Raw genomic sequence first — 13896 nt, 5'->3', positions numbered from 1 at the left:
GGTGTCATCGGGTTGAAGGTGCCGGGCGAGACGCGAATCACTCAATCGAACTTCCGCCATTCGGCAAGGATACGGAAGAAGCCGCTGACGTTCTCCACGATCTGGCGTGCATCCTCCTTGGACAGAGACCGACTGCTTCGTGCTTCGAAGAGCCGAACCGTTCTTTCCAGCAAGGCGTCGTCCACGGCCCGGGTGTGAGACGAGGGATTGGCCTCGACGTGCCGACTTGGATCCCTTCGCGTTGTCTTCATCACACTTACCCTGTTGGGGATGCGCATCTGCGCTGTCAGGGCAAGGATCGTCGAAATCTCTGCAATCTCGCATAGCCGTTGTGCACGCTTCTGTAGCCTTTTCTGCTCCAATCTCTTTTCCGGAGGTTGTTCCTAGGGGTCTGGCGGCTCTTTGGATCCCTTGGAGGCAGCGACCGAGTTCGGTTCTCGTTGGTGGCCAATCCGGACAACATCCTCCAAGGTCGAGCGGATCTGCGGCCAGGGAAATTCATCATCGTCCTTCGAAGCCTGCCCCTCCGTAAGCACGGCATCAAGCTTGGCTGCCACACCCGCAAGGGAGGCCGCTGGAAATTCGGACAGTATCTCGAGAAGTTGGTCGGCCCGGTCAGCAGCCTCACACTCGGCCCTTAACGCGGCCGAATAGCCGATTTCCCTGTCGGCGGCATCCCAGCGCGCTTGATGAGCTGCTAGGTCGGCTTCAGCCTCTGTACGGACCGAGAGGTCTTCATTGCCAAGATCGAGCGCGTCTCGGAGTGCCTCGAGCGAATGCAACGTTACACTTTGGCCATCGCGCAGAAAAATCTTCGAGCAAGGAACTCCAACAGTTTCGACGAGTTTTCGCTCCAAGCGTTGCTGCTGCCGACACAGGTATTCAGTGCGGTCGTAAGCCGTACGCCATTTTTGCCAGGCCGATACGGCTGGATCCGCGGCTTGGTCGCTGCGGGCAAATCCATTTCCCTTAAATCCCGCAATTGCAATCGCCGTTCCCGCTAGCACCCTCCTTCGGGTGACGCGAGGCCGACTCGTGGTATTGTCGGAATCAGCCATGAGCCGAATTCCTCTACAACTTGGTTTATGGGGAGGTCGAACGGGGGTGCTAACCAACTGTTCGGCCGCCTACACCGAAAGTCTTAAACGATGCCGAGGGTATTTTCAATACCAGTCGCATCATATGATGCTAATAGGATCATATTTGCATGATTACCAGCGAGCAGTTGAGGGCGGCACGGGCTCTTCTGCAATGGGATCAGAAGAGGCTCGCCGCAGCCTCGAAAGTTTCGACGGCAACAATTAAGCGCCTGGAGCCGCTTTCGGGGCCGGTACGAGCAAACCAAGTTACCGTCGAAGCTCTTCGCCGCGCACTTGAAACAGCAGGCGTCGAATTCATTTCGGAGAATGGAGGAGGCCCAGGCGTGCGACTTGCCAGACGGCTGGATTCGAACTGAGCAGTGCAGGCACTATCGACCCGTCTCGGTGTCGTACCGGCTACGCGCGAGGCGGACGCACATGTTCAAAGTGCAGTAGCATCAGCGGCTCACGTGAACGCGGAGGGCATTTGCAAACAAATCCAGTGCATAGGCGGATGAGAGATTTGTACAGGCCCAACGATGGACGACCTAATGGAGGCGAGCTTTGCCGAATCTGACCACGGACCAGGCGGCCGAAATCGAGGAACTGCGCGCAGTCTCGAACAAAACCCGGCGTCCAGTCTCCCTAGGTCTGGAGAAAATCCTCCATGAGGCATTTCCAGTACTCGACCACGGCGTGATCAGAGTGGTTGATTACATGGGTGATGACAGTGCCATCGTGCAAGCAGCGCGGGTTTCATACGGACGGGGCACGAAGCGTGTACATGAAGACAGAGGTCTCATTAATTACCTGCTGCGCCACTGGCACACGACACCCTTTGAGATGGCCGAGATTAAGTTCCATGTGAAGCTTCCGATCTTCGTTGCCCGTCAGTGGATACGACACCGAACCGCCAGCGTGAACGAATACTCCGCCCGATATTCGGTGCTGGACAAAGAGTTCTATATTCCCAACCCTGAACACCTTGCCGCACAGTCAACGTCGAATCGGCAGGGCCGTGGAGCTGTCCTGGAGGGTGACCAGGCAGCCGAAGTGCTTTCGCTTCTGCGCCGTGATGCTGAGCAGGCGTATGGAGATTACTCGGCGATGCTGAACGACCCGTCGAACCCGGATCACCGCGAGGATCGCTCAGGACTGGCGCGTGAACTCGCGCGGATGAACCTGTCGCTAAACTACTATACGCAATGGTATTGGAAGACTGACCTCCACAACCTCATGAACTTCCTGCAACTGCGTGCCGACACGCACGCTCAGTACGAAATCAGGGCGTATGCGGAGGTAATGTTGGGAATCATGGCCGCTTGGGTGCCGTTGGCACATGCGGCATTCCTCGAATACCGAATGGGGGCTGTCCGATTGTCGGCAACAGCGGTGGAGGCAGTTCGTCGGATGGTTGCCGGAGAGGCCATCACACAGGCTGACAGCGGGTTAACCGCTCGTGAGTGGCACGAGCTGATGGTAGTCCTTAAATTGGCTTGACCATCAGTCTGACGGAACGAGCTCCTTAGGTCTTTGACTGAAGAGGTGGGTAAGAGGGAACACATAGGCGGCTTCGCCTACCGTCGAATACGCTTCTTCGTTGTAGGCGCCGACTTCCGCATAGCAGACCTGCACGTTGCGGTGGCGTTGAGCGTAGAGGCCTACGCCGATAGTTGACAGCTTGGTATGCAGAGGGGCCAGCACGATGTTCGACTTCTCCAATGTCGGTATTTCCTGCTCGAGCTCCATCAGCACTGCCATGGGATCGCGGGCCGAGAACTCGAATGTCGATTCCACATTCGCGTAGCTCGATCTTAGCTCCTTGAAGAATGCGTCGTTCTTCCTCCAGAGATCGTCGTTAATCGACTCCGATTGCCGACCTCTGCCGAGAATGAGATGCTTCGGCTCGTAGGTCTCGATGATCGCGCGTGCCCTTGGGATTTCGAAGCCCATCAGCACGACGAGACGCGTGGGGCGCGAAGGCCATACTTCTCCTGCGAAGCCTACCACGGATCGACACTGTGTGACTTTCCCTGACAGCGGATCTGACATGTGGCCGGCACTTACGTACACCAGTTCGCAGTTCCTACGCTTCGAGCTGTCTATCCCGCGCAAGATCTCTAGAAGCATAAGAAGCTCTTCACGGCGGAAGGAGGTCACGTCGATCACTGCATCCACCAAGCTGATCGAGCTGATCGCCTTCTGCAGCAATTCCGCAGTTCCAAGGGGATCGGCCGTCCGCAGCTCTACAAGCCGAAGATTCGGATGTTGATTTCTCACTGCGCTGACGCGTTCTTGCGACAGCTCGCTTCGGCCTTCGGAAACGAAGACTATACCCTTGCGAGCCATGCCGGTCGGGGCAGCCAGCGACACGACGGCCGATCTCTCCTCGAAGCTCAAGCGCGCGATTAGCGGTCTGGGCTTACTCCAAAGCTTGGATCTCAGCTTAGATACGGGAGTGTTCAAGCTTGGCCCCCATCAAGATCCAGCGAGAACTGGCTTTCTGCAGAGTCGTCTTGCCTTAGACGACTCTTCACGAAATCTGCAGGGTTTCGCATAGCCAGTTCAAGATCACTCGACATGATTGATAGGTGCGCGGCATACCCCGAAATATCTAGCTTGTAGTGAGGCCCTAAGCGCCGAGCCAGAATGTACCTGGGCCGCCGGCCGCCAAGGGCTTCCTTCGCCGCATTATCCGACCTCTGGAGATAACCAAGGCGGATACCGAGGTTCAGCACGCGCTCCAATTCCAGCCCGGGGCGGTCTCTCAGCACCACGGAAAACACTCGCTGCTCCCTGGCTTTTGGATCTAGCAGCTTTCCCCGGAACAACCTGCCCAGACCTTCGATAAGGTTGCGCAACTGCTCGTACAGGACCGTCTCATGGCCATGAGCATGCAGGCTTTCGATTCCTTCGGTGAGATCCGTCTGCGAGTCTGATATCTCTATGGAATGACGGGTTAGCAGTTCGAGAAATTCCGCAGACCAGTCTTTTATCACAGAGTCCTGAACGCTAACCGGGATTTCGGTTACCTCGCCAGACGTTTTCAACCCCTCACTTATGACCCTGTCATACATGCGGCTGGCGGGTTCCAAGAACCATCGGACAACACCTGATGACAAGTCAACAAGCGAGCGAAAGCCGGCATAGCTATACGTGTGCGCTGACCGGGAAGAGCCTGCGATCTCGCGCATAAACCGGGGCACGGTGTAACGTCTGGTTTCATCCCTCCCACGCGCTGGACCGACCTGGCTTTCGGAGTCCTTTTTCCTTTCCATGTGCTCTGCGGTGATTTCGGACGCGATCACTCTTAACCGCTCTTCCTGTGCCGCATCCAAGGGGAAGAACCCTTCGACAGATGTTTGGATGCCGGCATTCCTTAGACGCTTCGTCACGATCTCCTTGACCCGACCGCTGTAGGTGTCGAACGAGGCCGTATAGACGGCGGTTAGGTTGACTTCAGCATAATCATGAGGGCTTTCGATGATGCGGTTATCGATGGTCCGCATCGTCGCGTAGGCGAGCTGAGTCGTAACCTTGAGGCAAATGTCGCCTGTGCTTCGCGTCGAGACCCACGAGTTCAGTACCCGCTGCAGCGGTATTGGCAGATTGTCCGCATCGTCCAGCATCACGAAGAGCGGGACATTTGGCAGCCCTTCGAGGGCTCGGACTTCGCGAGCCAAAGGCACGAGGAAATCAAGGAAGCCCGCCAGCGCACCTTGATAGTCAGTTTCAGTGTGCCGAAATGGCTGACGCACCAGGTATTGCCGCACCTCGAAAATGTCCTTCTCGCAGACGTCCGCGACGCACCGAAATGCCGACGTGGCATCTGCAGGTCTCGGCGCCGTTCCCGACTTGATTGAGCCGCCCGCGATCATGAAGAGTGTTTCGAATCTGCTCAGGAAATCAGACGCGGATTTCTCGGAAATCTCATCTTGGAAACTCTCCAGGAGTTGAGCGATTCTGAGCACGATGTGCATAGCAAGGAGGTGCTCGCCAATCGCGTTAACGGCAAACCCCTTATACCTATTGAACTCGGGCGCCCCGAAATCGGCCGTGCGAAGGGGTACGTGTATCGCGACGAACGGCAGGTCTCTAAGCTTCGCGGCCTTTTCCTGCAGGATCATGACGCGCGGCTCAAGGCTACGCAGAAGCATGCTTTTCCCGGTGCCACGCGCCCCGTGAACGAACGTGTTTCCGTGCTCTTTCAAGCGAGGGAAATCGGTGAGCACTTCTACGAAATTCGCAGCAATATACTCAGCGTCCACATGCTCGGGGTTCTGAACTCCGAAAGGATTCACGCTCACTGGCCCTGTTCCTGTTCCGCGGTCAGGCAATGTTTGTCACGCAACTTAGAGGCATCAAACATGGGCTCCAAATCCTTGACCGTTTTCGAGAGCGAGGGATAGCCTACCTCCTCGAGGTCCACTGGGACGGTATCGATTTCGCGGTTGTTGTCCACGATCACCAGCTTCGCCCTGATCCGGTCAAAGCTCGCAAAGCCAGCCAAGAAGCGGTTGCAGTAGCGTCTTTCACGCTCGCACTTTTCAAGGCGCTGGGCGATGTAATCGATGAACATGATGCCTGCGGTTTGGCCGTTGCCCGTGGGTATCTTGAAAACTCGGGGCAGCAACTTCACGTCCACATGGAAAGCCAGATGCACGGACCTTCCAACGAAGTCGATCCGCGGGTTGATCAGAAGGCAATAGTAGTTTGCGAGCAGAGAAACATCCGCAGTACCGGGCGCTTCGATCGCCACTTCGTCGGCACGCGTGTAGTTTTCACTCAGCTCGTCGGCGAGACGCACCAGGGCCGCCAGACGCCTGGCATGAATCTTTATTTTTCCGATGTTGGGCTCGGGATCTTTCATCAGATCGGTAATCGTATCCTTGCTGCCGTCGGGCATCTCACCGCCATGGGCTTGGGCGATCGATGAAATGATGCGGTGCTCAAGATCGTTCAGCCCCGTGGCTGTCGCAACTTCGCGCAGAATTTCTGCGGCCTTCTTCTCATGTCCCTGCCGGCGGATCGCATTACCCGCATCGTGAAGCAGGATGGCTAGAAGCAGGGCGAATACCTCGTACGGCTCCAGGCTCTTGTAGGCTGGATTATGGCTGTCGTGGCCAAAGCCGAGCATCTGGCCGGCTGTTTCAATAACGTCGTCGACATGGCTAATGTCATGCTTCGTGTACCGATCGCCCGTCTGCGCTAACGCCGCACCCGTCACCGCATAGTACTTGTCCGCCAATCGCTGTTTGATCGAAGTGTAGTGGTCGAAGTAAGTCCCATTCCGACGTGGGAACTTGCCTCCCTGTGTCCGCACGGCCTTCTTTAACAGTTGCTCAAGAGGCGAAGAAACGGAAATGTTCTCTGGCATTTCAACGACCTCCGACCTGACTGGAAATCGTCATCACGCTGTCGAAAACCGCCTTGGCAAGGATCGGAGGTACTGCGTTCCCGACCTGCTGCTGCTGGAATCCTATCGATCCGCAGAACCGATAATGATCCGGGAAGGATTGAAGCCGTGCAGCCTCGCGCACCGAAAGACCGCGGTCCTGCGTGGGGTGGATGAGCATATTCTTACGGAAGTTCCCGATCACCACTGACGGCGCGTCCTTCACCAAGCGCCTATAGATCCCGGAATGATAACGGCGTCGGTCCGTGACGGGATCCCGCATCATGCCGGGTACGTCCCGCCAGTTCCCGCCCTGTGGGATGTGAGCATACCGCGCGACGATCAAGTCGGCATTCCGGCTGACTATATTCCCGGTGCATTTCTCCAGATTGGAGCGAAGAACCCTCGCGTAGTCGGATAGTGGGGCGCTTCCGTACTCTAGAATATCTTCGATGGCTCCGTTGAGCAGCTCCGGGAGATCGCCGATCGCATCCCAAAGCGTCGGTGACGCAGTGTCGACAAGTGCCTTCGGAAGCTGGGGGGTAGCATTCAAGGCCGCGATGACAATGTATCGCGAACGGCGTTGCGGGCACCCGAAGTCCGCAGCATTGAGCACGTCGTAGGCTACCTTGTATCCCATGTCCTGCAGCTGCTGCCGGAAGGACTCTGCAAATCGGCCACCGTCCGTTTGGAGGATTCCCGCGACGTTCTCGAAGACCACCCATTCAGGCCCCAATGTTTCCACCATGCGCAGGAACTCGCGGAACAGCCAGTTCTTTGGGTTCTCGGCATGACGAGTCCGCTGGTTCGACGTCGAAAATCCTTGGCACGGTGGCCCGCCGAACAGGACCAACGGCTGGTCGCGTTTACCAATGTCGATCTTCCTGATCTTTGCGATGTCATAGCCGAGCATCGTCGCATCTGGATGGTTGGCCTGGTAGGTCAGGCAAGCCGATGGATGGTTTTCCACGGCAGCTCTGACGTCAACGCCGGAAAGCCTTGCGCCAAGCGTCATTCCGCCCCCACCAGCGAACAAATCAATGCCAATCATGCGCCAATGAACTCTGGACCGACCCGGCCGTCTACTTGTGCCGCAGCCTCGCCTTGGTCGCGTAATTCGTCAAACCTCGGTTGGCAAGAGGTCGGTAGCCAGTGCTGGAACCAGATTGGCACATAGTGACCTGTCGGCTCGCGGCAAATGTACTTGGAGGAAATCGGCTGGCGCAAACGGTCTCTCATCCGCCAACCAAAAGGTCAAGCAGCGCGACATAATCATCAGGCAATTTGTGATGGCGAGCGCCTTGACGGATGTGCGAGAGGTAAGCCACGCTCGGGAGTGGCGGATCATCCTGCGGCGTCGCTATGTAGGTCGTGACGGCGGTGGCCACGTCGTTCATTAGAACAGAGATTTCCACCCGATTGTAGCTGTTCAGGCAGGCGTCACGCCCTAACTTAAAGCCTTCGTGTCCATCGAGCGCCTCGGCATCCTTCGGCGTTAGCTTATAGACCACTCCCCACGTATGCTTACCGGGACTCGAGATAATGGATGACACTCCGCATTTTCGCTTCTTCGACAGTCGCGGAAAGCAAAGCTCGTGATCCTGAAGGACAGCGATGCCGACGGCATCAGCTTTGTCACAGCGAGCCTTCATTTGGCCTGGATCCATGTTGGACCCGTACGCGAAGTACAGCATAAATCTCCCCTGTAGGTAACCCCATCGTAGTCCGCATGCTATGCCGAGCGTTGGTAGCCGGTTGTGTCTGCGTCTGCCAATGCGTCCCCTGCTGCATACAGCGGCAGCGGTCGACGGTACATTCGTACCGCCCCAGGATGAATTACGGCCGAGCACTATGCAAGATAATTGCAGTTAGTCTCCCATCCCATCAGAACCAAATATTTAGCGATGATCCATAGCTCTTCACTCATTGAGGTCTTGGCGTGCGGATGGAATTTCCTTCGAGACTCGGTCCACGGGTTGAGGTTCTCAGTTTGAAAGGCGAGAGAACAGTCACCGTTTGAAAAGAGAGTGGGCTTAAAGTCTACTTTCAAGACATAGGAGCCGAGCCGACGGCGGATATGGCGCATACCAGGCATTCAGCAGCTGACCATCCGTGTCCCGGTTACTTCATCCCTTCCACATCGTCGATCGGAGAACAGCCTGCATATGCTCTGCGAGGTCGAGTTCGCCGCGCGCCTCGATCTTTAAGAGATATCGGGCCTTGGCCAAGCGATCCCCTTCCCCAACCGCGGCATAACTGCAGATGGCGAGCAGCGCCCTCTCCTCCTCTCTGCTGGCTCTGGCGGAGTCGCTGCTGCCACCGCCTGTTTCGTGCAAAGCTTCGCTGAAGGAAGCGTATGCGGTCTTGTGCACCTCAATCAGCGTTCGCAATTTGTTGGACGGTTCTAGGTCTTGGCCCGGCGGCTCTACGCCGAGTGCAGTCGCCGCAACCGTCGAGGCGACGACTGCACTGCCGGAGTGGAAGAGCAAGGCGCGGCGGTTGATCCTGGACGTAGCCAACTCTCCATTTGCTTCGAGGGTTATCGAAACGGTGACAGATACCATCGGACCGTAACACGCCGGTTTGCGCATTCGTGTCAGGATAGAAGGTCCCATGTTAGCCGACAGCCACCGCGGCTGGTCGACAAGCCTGCGCTCGGCCGCCCATCCTACGGCCGACGCTGGCGATGTCGGATCTCGCCGAGCCGCAACAACGACCGACCAGGCTGCCGCGCCGACCAGAGACTACCGAAGGGACCCGCTTCGTCCCCCTCCGAGAACTGGGTTTTCTGTCGAGCGTCTCACCTCCGTCTCTGACTAAGCCTCCTTCTCGCCCAAGCCTCCTCAACTGCCGGCCGAGCCGCCGCACGTTGCATTAAGCCGTGAAAATCGCTGAGAAATCGCGATTCTCGCAATGTGTAGTAAACATCCACACATTGCAAAACCACCTTCTAAGTTACTGAAAAACAACCACACAACCGACGCACAATGTGCGCCCTTTTATCCTGCCATCTTAATCGGTTGTGTTTGGAGATACGTTGTAACCATCGTCGTTTCTCCTTCATGATGCGATAATATACGAATCTATTCTCTGCGCTACGATTCCGCTTTTGGGCGTCGAGTTCCGATGCGCCGTGCAATCTTCCGCGCTCTGCGACGGGGTGTTTTGGCTGCACGAATGCAGCGCTCGAACCGTCGTGGCGCACTTTTCCATCGGACTGACGGAGCATCGTCACAGGCAATCGAGCGCGGTCCGGCCGTCTTTCGATCGGGTCGGCCGCAGGCAGGATAACGTGCGTTCCGTCGTTCCTGGTCTGCATCGGTCCTCATCCGCCGGGGCGGATCTCCTTGTTCAGATGGCGTCCGTCAACGTGCCGGCGCCATGCGTTTCATTTGCCGCCGAGCCGCTCATCGATGCGCTCCCAGCAGCTTGCGGTCCTTGACATGGGCGCGCCGCGCGGCATCGGCCTCGCTCGCGGCCGCATCGCCGACGTAGAATGTTCCGTCGCTCCACATGGCGTGCATGATCACCACCAGCTTGCGCGCCACCGCCACGCAGGCTTTGCGGTGGCAGGAGCGTTTGGCGATGTCCCGGCCCCAGCTCTTGACCCTGTCCTTGCCCTTGAAGCGCGTCATCAGTCCTGACGCCGCCTCGTAGAGTGCGCGCCGCACGTCCGCGTCGCCGGCCTTGGAGATGCGGCCCTGAACGTCGATCGAGGTGCCCGACTGCCAGCGCCGAGACGTCAGCCCGAAGTAGGCGACGACGTCGCGTGAACGGTGGAAGCGCGTGGGATCTTCGATCGCCGTCATGAAGGAGAGCGCCGTCACCGGACCGACGCCGGGGATGGCCATGAAGCGCCTCCTGCGCTGTTTGACAGACGCAGAATGTGCCGCCGAACTACCGGCCGTCGCCAGCGGCGCCGCGGCTGACACACAGCTTTGCTGCCCCTCCAGGCGCCCGCCCCGATTACGGGCGGCAATCGGTCTTCGGTCGTGTTTCGCGGCCCCACCCTCGACAGCACCAATCCCGCGCTCTGCTACGAGGCAATGTCCGGCCCCCCCCGTTGCCCGAGGAACTACGAAAGGAAGGAGATAACTTCAGAGCATCCCGCTGACGCTTGCGGCGACCGGTGCTTCAGCTGCGGCCGATCTGCCGTCACCATGACGATGAAAGCACGTACCTTGCGCGATCGATGGCACGTTGGATTTGCCAGATTTGACCTTAGACGGCTCTGGCCGGCCTGTCATATCGACACTGCGAAGACGTGCCAAAAGCAGTCTGGCTGAACAAATGGAGGTAAGCCAACGTGTGGCAGAAAGACATTCTTGTGTTGCCTGACGATCTGATTGCGTTCGCTTGGTCTGCGCCGATGCGGGATTTGGCGGCGAAGCTCGAACTGTCCGACGTCGGGCTGAAGAAGCTGCTGACGCGATGTGGAGTTGCGTCGCCGCCGCAAGGATACTGGAACAAAATCCGTGCCGGAAAGAAGGTGCCAGCTCTTCCGAAAGCGCCACCGCGGCGCCCCGGTGAACTGGGCCGAGCAAGTGTCGACGCCCGATTCAAAAAGGTGCTGTCGATTGCAGCCCCTCTTGCATCCAATGGGCCATTTGCATCCGCGTTGGTTCCAGAAGACCTCGACGAACTCCAAGCACAGGAGCTGAAGGCGATCGGCAAAGCTTCTGTCTCGCAGACGTTGGACGGGCCCCACAAAGGGCTCGTTCAACTGCTCAAGCAGGAGCAGCGTCGCCGCGATAAAAATGCAGAACGCCAGTGGACCTTTGACGAACCCAAGTTGGACAATCCACTAGGCAAGCGGCGGCTGCGAATCTTGAATGCGCTGTTTCTCGCGCTCAGCAAACGCGGCCATGATGGCGACGCCTACGAGCATGATGGCGAAATCCATGCGCGAGCAATCATCGGCGACACCCCCCTGGGTCTGGACATACAAATAGTCGGCAGCCACCGAACCGTGCGCCATCAGGGGTACCTGCGGCCGGCGCCAGACCTGCCAACTTCGACGCCGCTCGCGCTGCGGCTCGATCCTAGGTTCGACCGCAAAGCCACCGTCTCGTGGCAGGATGACGGCGACACCAAGCTTGAGTCAAAGATCGCCGAGATTGCGGCTGCAATCATCGTGGCGGGCGAGAAGAAGTTTCGACTTAGCCTGCGGGAAGCCGAAGAGCGTGCAGAGCGGGAGCGGATTGAAAAGGAGAAACAGCGCCAGGAATGGCTGATTCAACTTAACCAAACGCGCCTGCAAAACCTGCGAAACAGCGGAGAGCTGCTACGTCAAGCTGAAGACATTCGCGCGCTTGTTGAACGCGTCCGTCGCGCGATCGATGAAGGTTCGGCTGATATCGATGCCTCGACACTGGAAGCATGGCAAAGTTGGGCACTCGCAGAGGCTGACAGGATCGATCCAGTGCGGTCTGGGCAAATCATGAGTCATCTCAGTATGCCGTCGATCTAGAACGGGCCGGATCGGCTCCTGTTAGGTGGCGCAATCCATAGGCCTATAGTAGATTTTCCATCTCGCCTACCAACACTGTGCAATCAATATGATTTTTGTAGACCGTTCGACTTTGCCGATACCAACGATCCTGCTGTCATAACGCGCCGAGGCTGCGCGGGAAAAAGTTCGACGCTTACTGTCCTCGCGCGTCGGAACACCTAGCGCAACTTCGAATAACATTTGAGCGCGAAATATTTTTGGCAGTCAAACCGGATCTCACCCGCCTCTTCAGGGGGGGGAATGCGCATACTGCGAAACCTATTTACACTCCCAACCAGTCGACGCGGAACATTTTCGTCCCAAGCAAGGGGCACGGTCGCTAACGGCCGAGCGCAATCAACTCTATTCCGCGTGGCTTGCATATGAGTGGGACAACATTCTGATAGCTTGTATGGATTGTAATCGGCGCCGAACCTATCATGAAGGCATGGTCGGGAAGGCCGAGAACTTTCCAGTCGAGGGTTCGCGCGCACCGCTGCTGGCTGATATTGCCATGTGCCGTGAAGCCGAAAAGCCGCTGCTGCTTGACCCCTGTTACGATCTATCGACTTCTAGAGGGACGTGGCGGGAACGTGTCGATGATCTGACTGGGTCTCGATTTCGGTTGTGTCTGGGACCACAGGCGAGTGTCGTGCTGACGCGAGAGGGAGGTGAGAATGTCTGGAAATCTGGACGGCGCGTCGGATGGAGTATCGGACGTGAGGAAGACGCCGATCGACGGCGAAAAGCTGGAAAATGTCGTAGGCTTTTGCATGTCGGGGGGCGGCTACCGCGCCATGCTGTTTCATGCCGGAGCAGTGTTCCGCCTGAACGAACTCGGCCTCTTGCCCAAGCTCAATCGCATCTCCAGCGTCTCAGGCGGCTCCATGACCGCCGCGGCCTTGGCTCTCGCCTATCCGAAGCTCGGTTTCGACGCGACCGGTTTCGCTGCCAACCTCACTCAGGAATTCCTCAAACCAATACTCAAGCAAGCAGAGGATTCCATCGACATCGCCTCTGGCTTCGCAGGCCTCAATCCGTTTAGTTCGGCCTCCAACCAAGCTGCCAAGAGCTATCAGCGCAACTTGACCGGCAGCGCTCGACTGGCGTCGCTGCCGCTCACGCCAACCTTCGTTTTTAACGCTACCAACCTGATGACCGGCAACACCATGCGATTCCGGCCCGACTATGTCGCCGATTACGCGATAGGCCAGTTCGATAACGTCGACGTGCCGCTGTCGCTGGTAGTCGCAGCATCGGCGTCGTTTCCGCCATTCCTGTCGCCGACCACCATTGATCTGAAGAGCGGAACGCTAAGGGTCGAAGCACGCGGCAAGCTCGCCCGCCCACCTTTCACCGAGACGGCGGTGCTCACCGACGGCGGCGTCTATGACAATCTCGGTACAGAGACGGTGTGGAAGCGCTGCCGTACGGTTCTCCTTTCCAACGCAGGACGGCCGTTCGACAGTCAGCCTGACCCGAAGGAGAACTGGCTGCAGCAGTCGCTGCGCGTCGTCGACATTTCGATGGACCAGTCGGAGGACCTGCGCGAGCGAATCATGGTGCACGCCTATCAGGTCGGCGCGCGCAATGGCGCCATGTGGGGACTGACCACGAGGCTGCTAAAGGAGGAGGACCGACCGGCCTTGCTCACGGAGTCGGAGGCTGAAGAGGCAAGCCAAGTGTCAACCCGACTGTGGAAGCTTCCGAAGAAAACGCAAGCGCTTCTGCTCAAGGCTGGCTATGCCCATGCGGCGTCGCGCATTCGCGCCTATTACGGGACGGAAAAGGGCGGACCAGCCGACATTCCCGACGGCCAATGGCCGACGCCATGATCGGTCATGACTCGTGTCCTCAAGAACGAAGGCTTTGCTGCTCGCGAACCGAAACCGTCACGACAGGGAAATAATGGCCGTGCTGTTGCGATTGCT

11 protein-coding genes and 1 pseudogene are annotated in these 13896 nt (G+C 57.8%); 3 read left to right on the top strand and 9 right to left on the bottom strand.

The genetic code is table 11. The features are described 5' to 3' along the window. Positions 1 to 41 precede the first annotated feature (41 nt). Positions 42 to 362, bottom strand: a complete 321-nt coding sequence (locus AC1DZ8_RS17945) for a hypothetical protein (protein WP_477307100.1) — start codon at positions 360 to 362, stop codon at positions 42 to 44. 21 nt (positions 363 to 383) lie between these two features. Next, the gene (locus AC1DZ8_RS17940; RefSeq protein WP_477307098.1) at positions 384 to 1058 is read right to left on the bottom strand and encodes a hypothetical protein; all 675 of its coding nucleotides are present in this window, start codon (positions 1056 to 1058) and stop codon (positions 384 to 386) included. Positions 1059 to 1643: 585 nt separating this feature from the next. Here AC1DZ8_RS17940 and thyX point away from each other — a divergent pair. Next, positions 1644 to 2579 carry an FAD-dependent thymidylate synthase gene (gene thyX, locus AC1DZ8_RS17935; RefSeq protein WP_477401322.1) on the top strand — a complete coding sequence of 312 codons (936 nt, stop codon included), beginning with the start codon at positions 1644 to 1646 and terminating at the stop codon, positions 2577 to 2579. 3 nt (positions 2580 to 2582) lie between these two features. Here thyX and AC1DZ8_RS17930 read toward each other — a convergent pair whose 3' ends face one another. The 7 genes and pseudogenes from AC1DZ8_RS17930 to AC1DZ8_RS17900 all read right to left on the bottom strand — a co-directional run. Further along, positions 2583 to 3452, bottom strand: a complete 870-nt coding sequence (locus AC1DZ8_RS17930; protein ID WP_477307094.1) for a hypothetical protein — start codon at positions 3450 to 3452, stop codon at positions 2583 to 2585. Between the two features lie 89 nt (positions 3453 to 3541). Further along, positions 3542 to 5386 (bottom strand): ORC-CDC6 family AAA ATPase, encoded by a 1845-nt coding sequence (locus AC1DZ8_RS17925; protein WP_477307092.1) that lies wholly within the window; start codon positions 5384 to 5386, stop codon positions 3542 to 3544. Then, a complete protein-coding gene (locus AC1DZ8_RS17920) occupies positions 5383 to 6456 on the bottom strand; it encodes an HD domain-containing protein (RefSeq protein WP_477307090.1) in 1074 nt (357 codons plus the stop codon). Before AC1DZ8_RS17920 ends, AC1DZ8_RS17925 begins: the two co-directional genes overlap by 4 nt. Position 6457: 1 nt before the next feature. Further along, positions 6458 to 7525: a DNA cytosine methyltransferase gene (locus AC1DZ8_RS17915; protein ID WP_477307088.1), complete on the bottom strand. Its 1068-nt coding sequence runs from the start codon at positions 7523 to 7525 to the stop codon at positions 6458 to 6460. Positions 7526 to 7709: 184 nt separating this feature from the next. Further along, a complete protein-coding gene (locus AC1DZ8_RS17910; RefSeq protein ID WP_477307086.1) occupies positions 7710 to 8168 on the bottom strand; it encodes a gamma-glutamylcyclotransferase family protein in 459 nt (152 codons plus the stop codon). A gap of 432 nt (positions 8169 to 8600) precedes the next feature. Then, positions 8601 to 9038: a hypothetical protein gene (locus AC1DZ8_RS17905; RefSeq protein WP_477401319.1), complete on the bottom strand. Its 438-nt coding sequence runs from the start codon at positions 9036 to 9038 to the stop codon at positions 8601 to 8603. An 843-nt stretch (positions 9039 to 9881) separates the two neighbouring features. Further along, positions 9882 to 10334 (bottom strand): annotated as a pseudogene (locus tag AC1DZ8_RS17900) (transposase); the annotation flags it as partial. A 446-nt stretch (positions 10335 to 10780) separates the two neighbouring features. Between AC1DZ8_RS17900 and AC1DZ8_RS17895 the strand changes: the two are divergent. Beyond that, the gene (locus AC1DZ8_RS17895) at positions 10781 to 11944 is read left to right on the top strand and encodes a hypothetical protein (RefSeq protein WP_477307082.1); all 1164 of its coding nucleotides are present in this window, start codon (positions 10781 to 10783) and stop codon (positions 11942 to 11944) included. Positions 11945 to 12642: 698 nt separating this feature from the next. Beyond that, complete coding sequence (locus tag AC1DZ8_RS17890) at positions 12643 to 13800, top strand: patatin-like phospholipase family protein (protein WP_477307080.1); 1158 nt, start codon at positions 12643 to 12645, stop codon at positions 13798 to 13800. Positions 13801 to 13896 lie beyond the last annotated feature (96 nt).

It is taken from the genome of Mesorhizobium sp. P2_F7 (genome assembly GCF_056403695.1).
Note: the sequence above shows the minus strand (reverse complement) of the source record. Positions and strands in the feature narration are given on the sequence as shown.

What these genes read in the sequence shown, in the direction of transcription:
- AC1DZ8_RS17940 (WP_477307098.1), bottom strand. Translation starts at nt 1,058, where the DNA reads ATGGCTGATTCCGACAATACCACGAGTCGGCCTCGCGTCACCCGAAGG.
- AC1DZ8_RS17920 (WP_477307090.1), bottom strand. Translation starts at nt 6,456, where the DNA reads ATGCCAGAGAACATTTCCGTTTCTTCGCCTCTTGAGCAACTGTTAAAG.
- AC1DZ8_RS17915 (WP_477307088.1), bottom strand. Translation starts at nt 7,525, where the DNA reads ATGATTGGCATTGATTTGTTCGCTGGTGGGGGCGGAATGACGCTTGGC.
- AC1DZ8_RS17910 (WP_477307086.1), bottom strand. Translation starts at nt 8,168, where the DNA reads ATGCTGTACTTCGCGTACGGGTCCAACATGGATCCAGGCCAAATGAAG.
- AC1DZ8_RS17905 (WP_477401319.1), bottom strand. Translation starts at nt 9,038, where the DNA reads ATGGTATCTGTCACCGTTTCGATAACCCTCGAAGCAAATGGAGAGTTG.
- AC1DZ8_RS17890 (WP_477307080.1), top strand. Translation starts at nt 12,643, where the DNA reads ATGTCTGGAAATCTGGACGGCGCGTCGGATGGAGTATCGGACGTGAGG.